The 15448-nt window shown below is 65.0% G+C and carries 13 protein-coding genes; 8 read left to right on the top strand and 5 right to left on the bottom strand.

Annotated features, from left to right (window positions below; genetic code table 11):
• Nucleotides 1-11: 11 nt before the first annotated feature.
• From C8J25_RS00410 to C8J25_RS00400, 3 genes are all read right to left on the bottom strand, one after another.
• Nucleotides 12-2567, bottom strand: coding sequence for an O-antigen ligase family protein (locus C8J25_RS00410; RefSeq protein WP_167397628.1), 2556 nt, complete (start codon nt 2565-2567; stop codon nt 12-14).
• Between the two features lie 527 nt (nt 2568-3094).
• Nucleotides 3095-3367 (bottom strand): hypothetical protein, encoded by a 273-nt coding sequence (locus C8J25_RS00405; RefSeq protein WP_107951812.1) that lies wholly within the window; start codon nt 3365-3367, stop codon nt 3095-3097.
• A 177-nt stretch (nt 3368-3544) separates the two neighbouring features.
• Entirely contained in the window at nt 3545-4270 is a 726-nt protein-coding gene (locus C8J25_RS00400; protein ID WP_107951811.1) for a metallophosphoesterase family protein, read from the bottom strand.
• A 411-nt stretch (nt 4271-4681) separates the two neighbouring features.
• On the opposite strand from C8J25_RS00400, the gene C8J25_RS00395 reads away from it, so the two are divergent.
• From C8J25_RS00395 to C8J25_RS00360, 8 genes are all read left to right on the top strand, one after another.
• Nucleotides 4682-5128 (top strand): glycosyltransferase family protein, encoded by a 447-nt coding sequence (locus tag C8J25_RS00395; protein WP_107951810.1) that lies wholly within the window; start codon nt 4682-4684, stop codon nt 5126-5128.
• Nucleotides 5125-5685: a glycosyltransferase gene (locus C8J25_RS00390; RefSeq protein WP_107951809.1), complete on the top strand. Its 561-nt coding sequence runs from the start codon at nt 5125-5127 to the stop codon at nt 5683-5685. Before C8J25_RS00395 ends, C8J25_RS00390 begins: the two co-directional genes overlap by 4 nt.
• A 104-nt stretch (nt 5686-5789) precedes the next feature.
• Entirely contained in the window at nt 5790-6341 is a 552-nt protein-coding gene (locus tag C8J25_RS00385) for a polysaccharide biosynthesis/export family protein (protein ID WP_235524626.1), read from the top strand.
• A 41-nt stretch (nt 6342-6382) separates the two neighbouring features.
• Nucleotides 6383-7774, top strand: a complete 1392-nt coding sequence (locus tag C8J25_RS00380; RefSeq protein ID WP_107951808.1) for an outer membrane beta-barrel protein — start codon at nt 6383-6385, stop codon at nt 7772-7774.
• 64 nt (nt 7775-7838) lie between these two features.
• On the top strand, nt 7839-9959 hold the full coding sequence (locus tag C8J25_RS00375; RefSeq protein WP_107951807.1) for a GumC family protein: 2121 nt from the start codon (nt 7839-7841) through the stop codon (nt 9957-9959).
• A 474-nt stretch (nt 9960-10433) separates the two neighbouring features.
• Nucleotides 10434-10733 (top strand): hypothetical protein, encoded by a 300-nt coding sequence (locus C8J25_RS00370; RefSeq protein ID WP_107951806.1) that lies wholly within the window; start codon nt 10434-10436, stop codon nt 10731-10733.
• Nucleotides 10734-10844: 111 nt separating this feature from the next.
• Nucleotides 10845-11570, top strand: coding sequence for a hypothetical protein (locus C8J25_RS00365; protein WP_107951805.1), 726 nt, complete (start codon nt 10845-10847; stop codon nt 11568-11570).
• Between the two features lie 89 nt (nt 11571-11659).
• Entirely contained in the window at nt 11660-11983 is a 324-nt protein-coding gene (locus C8J25_RS00360) for a Rap1a/Tai family immunity protein (protein ID WP_107951804.1), read from the top strand.
• Between the two features lie 81 nt (nt 11984-12064).
• Here C8J25_RS00360 and C8J25_RS00355 read toward each other — a convergent pair whose 3' ends face one another.
• A complete protein-coding gene (locus C8J25_RS00355; protein ID WP_107951803.1) occupies nt 12065-14482 on the bottom strand; it encodes a WD40/YVTN/BNR-like repeat-containing protein in 2418 nt (805 codons plus the stop codon).
• Between the two features lie 37 nt (nt 14483-14519).
• A complete protein-coding gene (locus C8J25_RS00350) occupies nt 14520-15275 on the bottom strand; it encodes a WecB/TagA/CpsF family glycosyltransferase (protein ID WP_244186617.1) in 756 nt (251 codons plus the stop codon).
• Nucleotides 15276-15448: the final 173 nt, after the last annotated feature.

The following is a 15448-nucleotide window of genomic DNA, read 5'->3' as shown; positions in this document are numbered from 1 at the left end:
CTGCATGGGCGTCACTGCCCGGCCGCGGCGGCGATGCGAACCGAATCGATCCAGAACACGCCGGGCTGCCCACCACGCTCGTGCAGGTTGAGCCCCAGGATCTGCACCGGACAGCCGGTTTCGACCGTGACGACACCAGCCATCTGTCGCCAGCCCGCCCCTCGCCCATCGAGCGCGATGCCGTCGGTCGTGATCGTCGCCGGTCGACCGGCGCACGTCAGCGAAAGCGTGGCCGCAACGTCGGCACCGCGGACCATGGCGCTCACCCGCCAGCGGCCCGGCGGCAAGGTGATCGCCTGCGCCAGCGCGGTGCCGCTCGACAGGCCGTCCGAGACGATCTGCAGTGCGTGGCCGCGGCCGTCCGCGCCGCGATCCGCCGGGATCACGCGTACGCCCGGCAAGCTCGGCGCGCCCCAGGCATAGGGGATGACCCCACCCGGCAGTGGTGACGGCAACGCCTCGAACCCGCCATCCGCGACCAGTCCGCGGCCACCGCTCGCGCGCCATACCTGACGCGCGCCGGCCACGTCGCCCCTGTCACCGAGCCGCCAGCGGATCAGCGTGGTTGCCAGCGGCGTCGCGGCGACGCCCGCCTTCTGCAGCTTGCCAAGAAATTCGAGTGTGCGCGGCACCGATTCGGCAGCGTCCTTGGCGATCAGGTTGAAGAACCCCTGCCGCCATTTGGGCGCATCGCCGAGGCGCGCGACGACCGCGTCCACGCCGCCGGGCGACAGATAGGTGCGGCGCATCTGGGGCATCAGCGCGTCGGGCAGCTGCGCGCGGCGCAACAGCGCGTCTATACGCTCCGCGGCGATACCCGTGCTGCCAACCTCCAGCGCGCGCTCCGCCAGCCACAATTGCATCAACGTATCGCGCCAGCCCAGCGCGGCGCCCGCCTGCAGCAACGCGCTGCCGCGAACCGGCTGGTCGAGCGCGAGGTCGGCATAGCCGTGCGCGCGGACCGCCCCCGCGTCGATCGGGTCGATCGTCAGCGCACGGGCCGCGGCAGCGCGTGCCGCGGCTGGCTGGCTGGCGAGTTGCTCGGCATTGGCGAGCGCCGACCAGGCGCTGGCCGACCATGGCGAGACCGCCGTCGCGGCCGCGGGCTGGCCGCGCAACGTCAGGAAGCGACCCGCCGCATCACCACTCACCGCCAACCCGATAATCGCCGGGACGATCGTCATCGCTATCGTCGAGGGCGTCCAGGCGAAGGACGCCGTCGTGCGGGACTGCGGGCGACCGACCGCGGCGATCAGGCCGAGCGCGGCGCCGAACAGGCCTGCGATCCCCGCCATGCGCAGCGGATAATCGACCAGCGAGAACAGCAGGATCAGCACGATCGCCGCCCCGCCCGCGACCAGTGTCGCGCGCTCCTGACGCGTGCCGGCGTGGCGATCGCCGCTCTGCCGGTCGCTCGCGCCGCGATCGCCTGCGTGGCGCCAACCCGATACGAGCGCGACGATCAGCACGATCAGGCCCGCCGCGATCAGGAGCGCTGCGGGCAGCCCCCCTTCGAGGACGAGTTCTAGGAAATCATTGTGCGCGTGATTGACGCTCAGCGGCGAGACCTGCCCGAGCGGCTCGACGCTGCGATAGACTCGCTCGAAGCTGCCGAAGCCGGTTCCGAACGGGAACGTCTCGCGGACGATGTAGAGCGAGTTCTCCCAATATTGATAGCGCAGCTCTTCGGCGACCGTGGTGAAGCGGGCGAACAGGCGCTGGACCAGATCGGTGCGCGACAACAGGAGCCCGCCGACGACATAGAGCGCGGCGGCGGCAGCGACCGACTTGCCGGTGCGCCGGACGTCGCCGACCAAGGCGAACGCGACGATCAGCGAAATCGGCAGCAACAGCAACGCGGTGCGCGAACTGGTCGCGAGAATGCCGAGCGACAGGAAGCCGATGACGCCGAGCATCCCGAGCCGGCGCGCCGCCCCCGTGCCCATCACGCCCGGCACCGCCGCGAAGACGATCGACACCAGCAGGAACGTCGCCTGATGGTTGCGGTTGACGAAGAAGCCGACGCCGAACCCGCGATGCGCGGTTTCGTAGAGGACCGGCGCACTGCCGCCGGCCGCGACCTGCAACGCGGCAAGCACCGTCGAGATCACCGCGGCGATGACGATCAGCCTGAGCATCGTCACCCGCGACTGGAGCGGAAGTGCCGCCACCGTCAGCATCGCGGCCAGCGGCACGAGCAACGTGAGCAACGCGGTAAACGTTGTGTCGGGCGTCATGCTGAACGCGTGCCACCGCGTCGTCCAGCCGAGCAGCGTGAAGATCTGTACCGCCGTCTCGCGCGCCGGCAGGACGTGCCACCATTGTGCAGGCAGCGGCACCAGTTGCGCCACCAGCAGGAGCGCCGCAGCGGCGAACACCAGCAGGAATCGGCTCAGCGCGACCGATCTCGTAGCGGTGGTCGCGGACGCAAGCGTGTTGATTTCGGAGCGTGTCGGACGCGCGGCGCGGACGATCAGGACAAGCGCCAGAATTTGCGCCGCGAGTTCGATCAGCGGATAGCCAGTGCCCGCGCCCCCGCCGAACAGCAGGACGATCAGGAACGCCACCAACGGCGCATGAGCTCGCCAAGGCGCCGACAGACCGAACCTATGAGTGCGAGACCGTCCGCTCGACCGGCCACCCTCTCTTCGGGAGCCGCGACGCTCGTTCATGCCGCTCATGCGGAACGCCCCCACGCACTGTAGCAATGGTGCTCGCTGCGGCACAGCATGACGATCATGTCCACCGGGTCATGCAATCCCGCGCTTGCCGTCAGCGATCGTAGGTTACGTAAAGCCATCGATGGACTGCTTCGATAAGGACTGGGACAGGCAGGTGAGCCAGCCAGGCGATCGATCGTCGCAATCGGCCGGGACGATCGTGCGGATTCGTCGATCCACAGCAATTGGCGAAGATCACGCCCCCAGCCGGTAAGTCATCGACGTCGCCACCCGGACGCTCTTGACGTTACCGAACGCGACCGTGGATCAAAAACCACTGGAAGGCACAGAAAAGATAAAGGCGAAGCACTCGTTCGAATGCTTCGCCTCAATAACTCTCGTGATCGCGTGCCTGACGAGACCGCGTCAGCCGATCAGTTCGGGCTGGAGTCGTCGTCACCACCGCTGGCGACGACCGCAACCACTGCAACCAGTGCAACGACACCGAGCAGCGGCAGCAGGAATGGCGCGCCAGCAATGTCGTTCTTGCGCTTGGCCGAAGTTCCGATGCGCGTCGGCGAACCGGCAGCATCGACCATCTTTACGCTATCGAAGCTGACTGCTTGCGGACGCGCCGGTGCTGCATACGCCGTACCGATGAAAGCCTGGCTAGCGAGTGCCGCTCCAAGAAAGATCTTTTTGAACATGATTTCCGACCCCTGAATACGGCGGTTCCGCGCCTATACTTCAGTTACTCATGTGCTGGCAGAAGAGTCAAGCACGGGAACGGGTCGCTAACCTAGATTAACTGTACAAACTGCATGTTCCTTACAACAGACTTGTTTGTTTTTTACAATTTGCTGCAGTTGCTCATTTTCGTGAGTTCACATCGGCAACGAGACAGCAAGTATGTCTCTTTTCTCGCCCTCCAAGTAGACCGCGCTGAGAACGCCTGTTCGATACGCACCCGTATCGATCCCAATCCGGTTCTCGCGGACATCGACATCGGGGGTGATGCTGTGTCCGTGGACGACGACCGCACCGAAGTCCCGCTCGGACCGGAGGAACTCGCCACGGATCCACAGCATGTCGTCGCGTACCTGCCGCGCAAGGGCGACACCGGGACGAACACCCGCATGGACGAAGTAATAGTCTCCGGACTGCACGCTGAGCGGCAATTGACGAAGCCAGGCGAGCCATTGTCGCGGGATCGCGCGTCGTGCGCCGTTCATATAGTCGCGTGGGTCGTCGTCGGTACGCAGCGGCGCGATGCCGAAGCTGGCGAGCGTCGCATCGCCGCCCACCGCGAGCCATCGTCGCAACGCATCCGGATCGCCGTCGAGCGCCTTGAGCATCGCCTCTTCGTGATTGCCGAGCAGGACGATGACGCGGCTGTTCTGACGCTGGAGACCATAAAGCATCGCCAGCACCTCGGCGCTTTGCGGCCCCCGATCGACGACGTCTCCGATCAAAACCACATAGAGCGACCGGGCCGGCGGCAAGCTTGCAGAATGCTCGCCGATCCGCGCGATCAACATCTGGAGAAGGTCGTATCGGCCGTGGATGTCACCGATGGCATATATTCGGTCACCAGAATCGGTGCTTGGCAACGCAACATCTCCGGTATAGCGTTTCCCGCAAGGTCGTGGGGGAAGCGCGGCGATCTAACTTGAATATGCCATTGCAATCAATTGGTTCGATTGCTGGAATGTTAAAGTCTGCGATAGTGGAGCATTACCCATCCCATGGGCCGGCCAATGACAGCAAGGCCCAGTCACGGACGGTATGTACCAAGTCGAGCATGATCCCGATGGACTGGTGGCGCAAGATGGGGACGCGACAAAGTGGCCGAGATCGGATCAACGTCAGCCCGTTCCCTGCCCGAGCGGTTCTTCGTGAACCCAGGCAATGACAGGGATACTGTCGCATCGCTGGCGGATTCTACGCCACGGCGGGCGAATACGCCTATTGTATCGATCGATCATTTGCGCTTCCCGGTAAATCCGGATAGCGGCCCCCCTATGCGCGTCCTGCTTGTCGCCTCGGCCGGTGGGCATTGGATCGAACTTCACCGCCTTCGCGCGGCGTTCGTCGGTGCGGACTGCCAATTCGTCAGTACGTCAAAAGGCATGACGCCCCCGCTCGGCGACCGCGAGGTGCTCGAAATCGCCGACACCGCGCGGGATTCGGCGTGGGCGATGGCACCTACCCTGCTTGGCCTGCTGCGGGTCTTCCGCGCATTCGATCCAGACCTGGTCGTGTCGACCGGTGCCGCGCCGGGCGCGCTCGCGCTGATGATCGCCAAGATGTTTGGCGCGCGAACGATCTGGATCGACAGCATCGCCAACAGTGAAACATTGTCGCTGTCGGGACGCCTCGTAAAGCCGTTCGCCGATCTGCGAATCACGCAGTGGCACCATCTCGCCGACGAGAATCCGTCGCTGCGCTACCTTGGGCAAATTCTGTGATTCTGGTTTCCGTCGGCACGCAACTACCCTTCGATCGGCTGATCCGCGCCGTCGACGGGTGGGCCGTCGACCATGGTCGCTCCGATGTGATCGCGCAGGTCGGCCCGACCCGCTATCGCCCGGTCGCTCTGAAGAGCTTTGCGCACGTCGCCTACGACGTCTTCCGTGACCTACAGAAGGACTGCCGGGTGATGGTGTGCCATGCTGGCATGGGATCGATCATCACCGCGATGGAATTCGGCAAGCCAATCATCGTGATGCCGCGAAACCACAAGCTCGGCGAACATCGCAACGGCCACCAGTTCGCAACCCTGCGACAATTTGGCGATCGCCCCGGCATCTACCCGGCGGACACGGAAGTCGAACTGCGCGCGCTACTGGAGCGGGTGGATGACCTGACCGCCTATCCGACCCTCAATACCATCGCGTCGGATGCGTTCGTCGAGCAATTGGCGGAGATCGTTCATCGGCCTCCCAAGACCTCGAAGGTCCGACAACTTCGCCATTTTTTTGCCGGCAAGCGGGCCGGCGAGCCCGGAAGTATCGATATCCGATAGATACCGCGTTGCAACAAATTACCTTGATGCGGTATTGCCGGCATGTTAGCCAAGACCTGACAGTGTAAATGGGGGTTTGCGTGAAAAATAGAGCGGCTTTTGTCTTGCTAGCCGCCTTTGCGCTTGCCGGATGTTCGAAATCCGGCCCGCCCCCTATTTCGAGCGGCGAACGCTATGCCGAGGGCGCAGCGAGCGACGACATCTACAAACTAGGCGCCGGCGACAAGATTCGCGTCATTGTTTACAATGAGCCGCAATTGAGCGGCGATTTCTCGGTCAGCAGCGACGGCGAGATCTCGTTGCCGCTGATCGGCAACGTCCAGGTCGCGGGCAAGCCGATCGAGCGCGTCACGCAGGAGGTGCAGGCACGCCTGTCCGATGGTTATCTGCGCGATCCGCGCGTAAACATGGAAGTGGCGACCTACCGCCCGTTCTTCATCCTCGGCGAAGTCCGCTCGCCCGGCCAATATCCCTATCTGAGCGGGCTGACCGCCTTGAATGCGATCGCCACGGCACAAGGCTATACGCCCCGCGCACGCAAGGCGACCGTCCGCATCCGCCGGTTCGGCGATCAATATGAGCAGGAATATGTCCTGACGCCCAATCTGCGGATCTATCCGGGCGACACGATCCGTCTGACGGAGCGGTTTTTCTGATACCGAGCACGATCCGGTCAGGCCGGTCGATACGCTATCGCTTGTTTTCGACGAGCCGGACCTGGGACGCGGACGATATGACGGGGGTACGCAGCATCACGCAGACGCGCGCCGCGTCGAGGCACCGGGCCGCGGCATTGTGGCTTCGGGGCACGCTGATCGCAGCGTCCGCGCTTACCTCCGCCGTTGCCGCCGCGCAGACCAGCAGCCTGTTGCTGCCGCCGGCGACAACCAGCGGTGACGACTATGATCGTGGTCACAATGTCGGTGTCGTCGAACGTGGGCGGCCCGAATACGACGCGCTGGGCGTCCGGCTTGGCAGTTTCATCGTAAACCCGCAGCTGAACACGTCGATCGGTTACAGCGACAACATCTTCAACGACAACACGAACAAGAAATCCGACGTCTACACGTCGTTCGAACCGTATGTGAACGTGGCGTCCGACTGGTCGGTGCATCAGTTGCGGCTTACCGGCGCTGCGGACATCCGGCGTTTCGCCAAGCAGACCATCCGCAATCAGGATGCGTGGAACGTCCAGGGCAGCGGTCGCATCGACGTGACGCGCGACCTGACGGTGCGGCTCGACGCACAGGCAGACCGGACGTACGAGTCGCCGTTCTCCGCCGACGTCGTTGCGAACCTGATCGAGCCGTCACGGTATCTACGGACGTTCCTGGGAACCCGGACGTCGTACGACTCCGGCCGGTCGCGCGTGATCGGGACGATCGATCGCACCTCGTACGAATTCAGTTCGGTGCGCTTTGCCGACGGGTTGATCCGTGACCAGCGGTATCGCGATCGCGTCACCTATGCCGGCACCGGCACCTATGAACTCGGTTTCAGCCCCAGCCTGTCGCTCTACGCGCGGCTCGAGGCCGACCGGAACAACTATGGTCTGGCGCAGGCGTTCGGCAAACCCAACCGCGATTCGAACGGCTATCGCGGCGTGTTCGGATCGAACTTCGATATCGCCGGCGTCGCACGCGGCACCGTCGGCATCGGCTATAGTTATCGGAAGTTCGACGCGAGCCAAACCTATCGCACGACGAGCGGCCTGTCGGTCGAGGCGCGCGCGGACTGGTTTCCCAGCGAACTCACGACGGTCGGTGTTCTCCTGCAACGCCGGTTGATCGACGTCGACTTGTCCAACGCGGGCAGTTCTTGGGACAACCGGATTCGAGTCACGGTCGATCACGAACTTCTGTACAATCTGATCGTCACGGTTGGTGGCGAAGTCAGCAAGCGCGAGTATCCGGAGCGATCGAGTTCCACGCAAGTCTATCGCGCGGAAGTCGGCAGCCGCTACCAGATCACGCGATGGCTCGGTCTCGACGCGAACATCGGCTATGGATCCAACAAACCGAGCGGCGTCGGCCTCGGCAATCCTTTTGACGAGTTGCGTGCACGTTTCTCGATCCGTATCAGACGATAGGACGCAACCATGTCTCAATTGAAGAACAACGGCCTGTCCGCCAGATACTTAGGAAAATCCTGACATGAAGGTCGTGAACGCGGCAGAGCCCGAGACCCGGTTGAGCGACGTGATCCGCACGGTGCGCGATGTCATCCGCCGGCGCATCCTGATCCTCCTGGGCATCACGGCGGTGGTCGCCGCGATCGGCATCATCCTGACGCTGCGGATCACGCCGGTCTATCAGGGCGTGACCCGCATCCAGATCGATCCGAGCCGCAACCCGCTGGCGCGCACCGCCAACGATGCGCAGGCGCAGCTTGCCAGTGAGGCGATCGAGACCGAAGTGTCGGTGATCCGCTCGCTCGACCTGGCGCGCGTCGTCGTCAAGCGGCTCAACCTGCTCAACGATCCGGAATTCAGTGGTGGCCCGCCCCCCGAAGGCAAGCCTGCATTGTCGCCGGCGGCCAAGCTCGATGTCGTCGCGCGGTCGGTCAACAGCCACCTCGACGTCGCGCGCGATCGCCTGACCTATATCATGGCGATCCGCTTCAATTCTGAATCCGCCGACAAGGCCGCACGCATCGCCAATGCGTTCGCGACCGGCTATCTCGATACCAAGGTCGGCAACAAGATCGGCACCGCCGAGCGCCAGACGGCATGGTACCAGAAGCGCATGGACGAACTCGCGGCCGACATCCGCGTCGCCGACGAGCGCGTCGCGCAGTACCAGGCGCAGGCCGGCATCGTCCGCGGTGCCTCGAACCAGACCGGGACGATCGTCGACCAGCAGGTCGCACCGCTTTCGTTGCAGCTTGCGTCGGCCGAATCCTTTGCCGCCGAAGCGCGTTCGAAGGAGCAGTCGGCTAAACAGCAGGTCCGCCGTGGCGCGCTCGACTCGATTTCCGATGTTCGCCAGTCGGCGACCATCCAGGATCTGCGGAGCAAGCGTGCATCCTTGTCGCAGACGCTCGAAGACGTCCGTGGCCGCTACGGCGAACGTCACCCCGATTTCATCAAGGTCCGCGATCAGGTTGCGGGAATCGACGCCGAACTGAGCAAGGAAATGGGTCGGGTCGTGCGCTCGCTCGATGCCGATGCAGGCGCCGCCGACGCACGGGCGGCCAGCCTGCGCCAATCGATGACACAGCTCGAACAGAAGCAGGCCGGCAACGCCCGCGCTTCCGTCATCGCCGCCAGTCTCCAGCGTGATGCCGACGGAAAGCACGACGCGTACGAGAAGATCTCGCAGATGGCGCTCGAATCGCGTCAGGCTGCGCAGAACTCGATCGCGCAGGCGCAGATCATCGACAATGCCGAGCCACCGCAGTCGCCCAGCTGGCCGAACCGTCCGCTGCTGTTCCTGTTGTCGCTCATCGCCGGGTTCGGCGTCGGCATCGCGGTCATCGTGACGCAGGAAATGCTGGTCACCGGCATGCGCAGCATCGACGAGGTCGAAAGCGAGCTGGGCGTGCCGTTGATCGCGGCGATCCCGAATATCCGGCAGGATCACCCTGCCGATATCGTGGTCGACAAGCCGACGTCGCAATATTCCGAGGCGTTGCGCAATGCCCGCGCCTCGCTGCTCGGCGTCCGCGGCCAGCCTCGGCCGAAGATCATCGCGCTTACCTCGGCGCTGCCGGGCGAAGGCAAGACCACCACCGCGCTGGCACTGGCGCGCGTGATGGCGATGAACGGCGACAGGACGATCATCGTCGATGCGGACGTCCGCCGTGCGCAGTTGCGGATGATCACGCAGACCAAGGCCGATGGCGTCGGCTTGGTCGAACTGCTTCACGGCGACGTGACGCTCGACGAGGCGATCGAGCCGAGCGGGTTGCAGAATCTCGACCAGATCATCATCCACAAGCCATTCTTCTCGTCCGAGAATCTGTTCGGCAACGACCTGATGCCGAAGATCCTCGAACAGCTGTCCGAGCGCTACGACACGATCATCCTCGATCTGCCACCGCTCGTCGGTCTGGCGGATGGTCGCTTCCTCGCGGCTCTGGCCGATGCGGTCGCTCTCGTGATCCGCTGGAACAACACGCCGAAGCACGCCGTCACCTCGGCCGCCGCATGGCTGAAGTCGGATGGCGCCAACCTAGTCGGCTCGATGTTCACGATGGTCGACACGAGCTCGCAGGCAGTCGGGTCGTATTATTATTATTCGAAGCAATATTCGGAATATTACCAGGAAGCGTAATGGCGTTGCGCCGTTGGTGAAGGCGATTGCCGCTTCACCAACGGCGTTCTGGCACGGAGCTACCACCGCTACAGGCGGCTGATCAGGCCGCTGCCGATAGGTTGGCGAGAAGACGCTGACGCAGCGTTCGCCACCGCGATATGCAGGTCCGATCGCATTCCGGCGAACAGTCTAAATTCGTCCCTCACGAACATTCGCGCCATCACGCGCCGCGTAGTGAGGAAGACCGTTGGCTGCGCGGCCTACCGAACTCAGTCGTGATGCGCCGCTAGTCCAATCATCGCCTTGAGAACGCTTAACTTATCGCGAATTGGCGAGCCTTCGAACACCGCAATATGGGTCAAGCGATGGGCATATCGGCGAAGCCCGGCGCCTGGTTCCCGACGTATAAGGCGCACGTCTCGACTAAAATCGATTGTCGTGCGGCGCTGGCGTGGGATGGATGATGCGATCCACGTTCGGAGAGGTGAGTATATGCGTTCCAATCTTCCTAAATTTACCACGGTCGCGCTGATTCTGGTCGGCGCCACGGGCCTTGGCGGTTGCGCCACGAAGGGCTTCGTCCGGGAGCAGATCGCTACCGTGAACACCCGCATCGACGGCATAGACGGGCGTCTGCGCACCGTCGAGGGCACGTCCGGCCAGGCGTTGGCACAGGCTCAGGCTGCTGCCGGTCAGGCGCAGCAGAACGGTCAGCGGATCGACCAGATCAACGGTCGCGTCGATGGCATGGAGCAGCAGATGCAACAGCGGCAGCGCAAGCCACGCGGCTAAGCGCAGCATCGCGCACTCCGGTTGCCTGAAGGGACAAATCTGCTGAACAGGACCGCCGCCGTAGACGGGCCGTGCCGTATCGCCTCGCGTACGGGCATAGCCGCGGCGCTCATGATCGCAGTGCTTGCAGCGCAACCGGGTTTCGCCACGCCCCCCCCGTCGCACGCGACCGACCGCAAGGCCGCGTCGCACGCGCGCGACCGCAAGGTCGTGGCGAAACCACGTCCGAAAGCCGTTCCGGCCGAGGATGTGACCCAAGACCCGGAACCCATGCGATCGGAAGCGGCCAGCCGCATGATCGCATGGGTGACGGCCGCCCATGACAATGGGACGCTGCCCTATGTCGTCATCGACAAGCCGACGGCGACGTTGTTCCTGTTCAACGCCAAGGGCGACTATCAGGGGCAGACGCCTGTCCTGCTCGGCGTCGGCATAGGCGATGATTCGACGCCCGGCGTGGGCGCGAAGAACCTCGCGGAGATCGGTCCGGCCGAACGGACGACGCCCGCAGGCAGGTTCGTCGCGAAATTCGGCAAGGCGCTAGGGCGCCAGCGAGTCCTCTGGGTGGACTATACGAATTCGGTGGCACTGCATGCGGTGATCACCACGCACAAGGCGGAGCATCGCGTCGAACGGCTGCTGTCTCCGACGCCGGACGACAACCGGATCAGCTTCGGCTGCATCAATGTCGGCACCAGTTTCTACACGAAGAAGCTTCGCCCGCTGCTTCAGCGAAAAGGTGGCGTGGTCTATATCCTGCCCGATACCAAGTCGCTCGACGAGGTGTTCCCACGCGTGCGCCTGCTGCCGTATCTGAATAGCGTGGCGAGCGAGTAGGTGTATCCCGGCATGGCCATCGTGGCTTTACCAATACGCTGGAACAGTGGCGGATCCCGGTCCGAGCGACGTCGAGAGGGACGAAGACGATGATATTGGCGCTTGCCCTGCTTGCTGCCGCGGCAGACCGACCGGTCGTCGTGAGCGCGCTCACCACCGATCAGCTCGTCGAACAGTGTCGCGGCAGGGACAACGACCCTGCGCCGACATTCTGCACCGGCTACATCCTGGCGGCGTTCGACACGCTGTCGCTGGCCCGCCAGATTTGCCCGTCGCCGACGCGCTCCTCCAACATCGAGGTCATGGCGACTGCGCGCAAATATCTACGGACCCGGGGCAAGAAGGCGACCGGCGCACCGTCGTTCGTGGTGCGTGACGCGCTCAAGCGCGCGTTCCCCTGCAAACGGAAGTAGCCGGCTCCGATCTCGGACTGACGCTAGCGGGCAGAGAGCGTCAGTCCGCCTGAACCGCTCCCGCGCCTGCGAAGCGATCCATTAGCGAACCGACGAGCATTGCCGGTCTGCCAACGGACGATAGGCGGCGGGTTTGCACGGAGCAGGCTCGCCCCATATCCAGCTCGACCCGACATAGCCGAGATAGACGCGGCCGAAGACGTCGGGATCGGCGCCGACCACGCTGACCTGATCGAGCGTACCAACCGGGAAGTCGGTGAGCTGCTGCCAGCTCGCAGCGTTGTCGACCGAGCGCCAGATGCCGTATTCGCCAGCCACGCGCCCCGACAGGAACAGCGTCGGATAGGTCTTGCCCTTCGCCGCCTTGCCGAACGCGATGTCGTCGACGCGGGTGACGCCGGGAACGACTTGCCAGGTCTTGCCGCCGTCGATGCTGCGACGCAGGCCGGTATCGCTGGTGTGCTCGAAGGCGGAGGTGAAGAACAGGTTGCCGGGGTGGCCGGGGACCGACCGGAGCTTTGCCGCGAGTTCGCTCGACGGTGCGAGTTCGCCGTCGAAGACCTTGTCCCAGCCGACGCCGCCGTCGGTCGTCCGCCACAGGCCCTGGAGACCGGCGTTCGCGCCACCGCCACTATGGTAGAGGTAGAAGGTGCCGGGGATGGCCTTGTCCGCGGTCAGCGTCTTGCGCTGCATCCACTGCGCCTGAAACGATCCGGGCGTGTCGCCACTCGCGCCGGGCAGGCGGACCGGTGTCCAGCTGCGGCCGCCGTCCTTGGTGTAATAGGGTTGGCGGTTGAACGCGGGTGCCCAGATGATGTTCTGCGGATCACCGGACGAGACCGCGATCGTCCCGAACGACATCCGCCAGGGGTCGTCGTCCTTGGTGCCCGGGGGGGTCGGCAGCGTCGGGAACTTGGCCCATTTGCGGCCGCCGTCTGTGCTGGTGCCCGCCATCACCGCATTGCCGTCCTCCGAACAGCAGCCCATCCGTGCATCGGACGCGTTGCTGACGACGAAGCCGGGCTTTGCCGGCGTCCAGTCGAGCTGCGGTACCGTCATCAGCGCACGCTCGCCGGGACCGAACGTCGTCGAATAGGCGTTGAGATCGTCCTTCACATGGATACCAAAATCCCAGCCGGCAAAGATCGGCGAGCCGCCGGACGGCTGGATGACGTCGTTGGCGACGAGCTCCTCGATCCCGCGAGTCTGGCTGACCCAGTCGAGCGCGCCCGTGCCGGGCGGTACGTCGGCATGGAACACGCCCATGCCCGCCGCGACCCAGACCCGGTTCGGCACGACGGGGTCGAACATCATGTCCGCAGTCGTGAAGAACGGCGCGTTGGCGACGCGGAGCCAGGGGGGATCGCCCTCCCCCGCCTTCGCGCTGTGCGATACGCTGTTCCAGGTCGCGCCGCCGTCGGTGCTGGCATAGCCCTGCCCGCCTCTATCCACGACGATGACCTGATCGGCATGCGGATTGGCGGCGACCGCGGCGTATTCGCGGACGGTCAGGCCGAGGTCCGCGGTGAGATCGCGCCAGCGCCCGTCGCGGTACGACCAGATCGATTTGGTGAGATCATCGACGCCGAAGAACGTGCCGCGGCGATCGAAAATGCCGCGCTGAAGCGTCAGAGGCTGCACCCCGACCGCCGGAAGCGGCCGGAACGTCGCGCCCGCATCGCTCGACACGAACATCCCCGTACCCGACGCGAGCGCGAACAACCGCCCGGTCGGCTTGCCGCCGGCGGGTCGCTCGAACCAGAGCATCGTGCCGGGCGTCTGCGCGCCGGCATCGGGCTTGCGATCCTTGCTGACCGGGACCGAGCCGACATGCGTCCACCGCGCGCCGCCATCGGTCGAGCGCCACAGCCCGGTGGCGGGGGTGCCGAGCAGGACGATGTCCGGATTGGTCGGATCGACCGCCATGAACGGGCCGTGCAGGCGGAACTCGCTGTTCGCGTCCCACACCATCGGGAAGGGATTGCCGGCGTTGGGCTGGACCCAGTGCCTGCCTGTATCGTCGGAGCGATAGACCCGGCCCTGCAGCGCCATGTAGAGGCGTTGCGCGCGCGAGGGGGCGACGACGATCTCGTACGCGCCCGCCGCGGCGCCGTTCTGCGTGCGGATGCTGTCGGGCATCGACGCGGCGGTGACGAGCTGGCTCCAGCGGTTCGCCGACGCGTCCCAGATATACGCGCCATAGACGTCGGTGCGCGCGACGAAGGTCTTGCCCGACGCATCGCTCGACAGGCCCGAGATCATGCCGCCGCCGCCGATCGCGACGTGCTTCCACTGATAGGCCTCGGACGCGACCGGGCCACCCGCCTGCGACAAAGCGGGCGGCGCGGCGTGCGCCGGGTGATCGCCCCCGAACCAGAAGGCGGCGATCCCGGCGGCGAGCGCGAGCAGCGTCACGACGCCCAGGATCCACGGCCAGCGACGGCGGCGGGGCTGGACGAAATCCTCGTAGCGGACGGTGCGGCGTACATGTGGTTCCATCGAACTCCCTGCCGATCCCGGCCCCGCGCGAGCGCTGTCAATCATGCGTTCTGGTTGCCAGATAGTAGATCGCGACCGGACTTGTCACGAGATAGCGCCAGCCGAGCCGCACCGGTTCGCGCGCGGCGCGGTAGAGCCACTCCAGCCCGGTCGCCTGCATCCAGCTCGGCGCGCGCGATACGCCGCCGCCATAATGATCGAACAGCCCGCCACAGGTCCGGATCCACGCGACCCCACCGAGCAGATGGCGGTTGTCGAGCGCGAACCGCTCCTGCGCGGGGCTGCCCATGCCGATCCACAACACGTCGGCGCCGGACGCGCGGACCTTCGCGCAGATATCCGGGATCGCGTCGGGCGAGAAGAATCCGTGGCGCGTGCCGACCACCTTGAGGCCGGGGAAGCGGCTGCGGAGGTGCTGCGCGGCGCGCGCCGCGACACCCGGGCGCGAGCCGAGGAAGAAGAAGCGGATGTCGTCGCGCGCGGCGATGGTGGCCGCGTCGAGCAGGAAATCGGTGGTGGCGATACGCTCCTCGAGCGGCTCGCGACACAACAGCCGGCTGGCGAACACCAGCGGCATGCCGTCGGCATCGACGATATCCGCGCCGTCGATCATGCGTCGATACTCCTCGTCGCGGTTATAGGCGGCGATGACGCTGCCATTGGCCGAGGTGACGATCCGCGGTTCCACCAGCGTCCCGGCCCGCGCGCGCGCCGTGTCCGCAAGCATCAACGCCGCGAGTTCGTCGCGCCGCAGCCGGGCGATCTTCATGCCGCCGATCGTCGCGGTCCGCACGCGGCCGTCGTCGCCGACCGAGGTGTCGACGACGTTCGGCGCAGTCCCATGATGATCGCGTTCGAACAGCGGCTCGTCTCCCCGTCCAGGTCTTACAAGACCGCAAACGTCTGACCTGTATTGAGGATGCTATGCGCGAGCCCACCAAGGCATGGCAAGCCCGAGACGGTAAT

The sequence above is a fragment of the Sphingomonas faeni genome (assembly GCF_003053745.1).
Lineage (GTDB): Bacteria > Pseudomonadota > Alphaproteobacteria > Sphingomonadales > Sphingomonadaceae > Sphingomonas > Sphingomonas faeni.
Note: the sequence above shows the minus strand (reverse complement) of the source record. Positions and strands in the feature narration are given on the sequence as shown.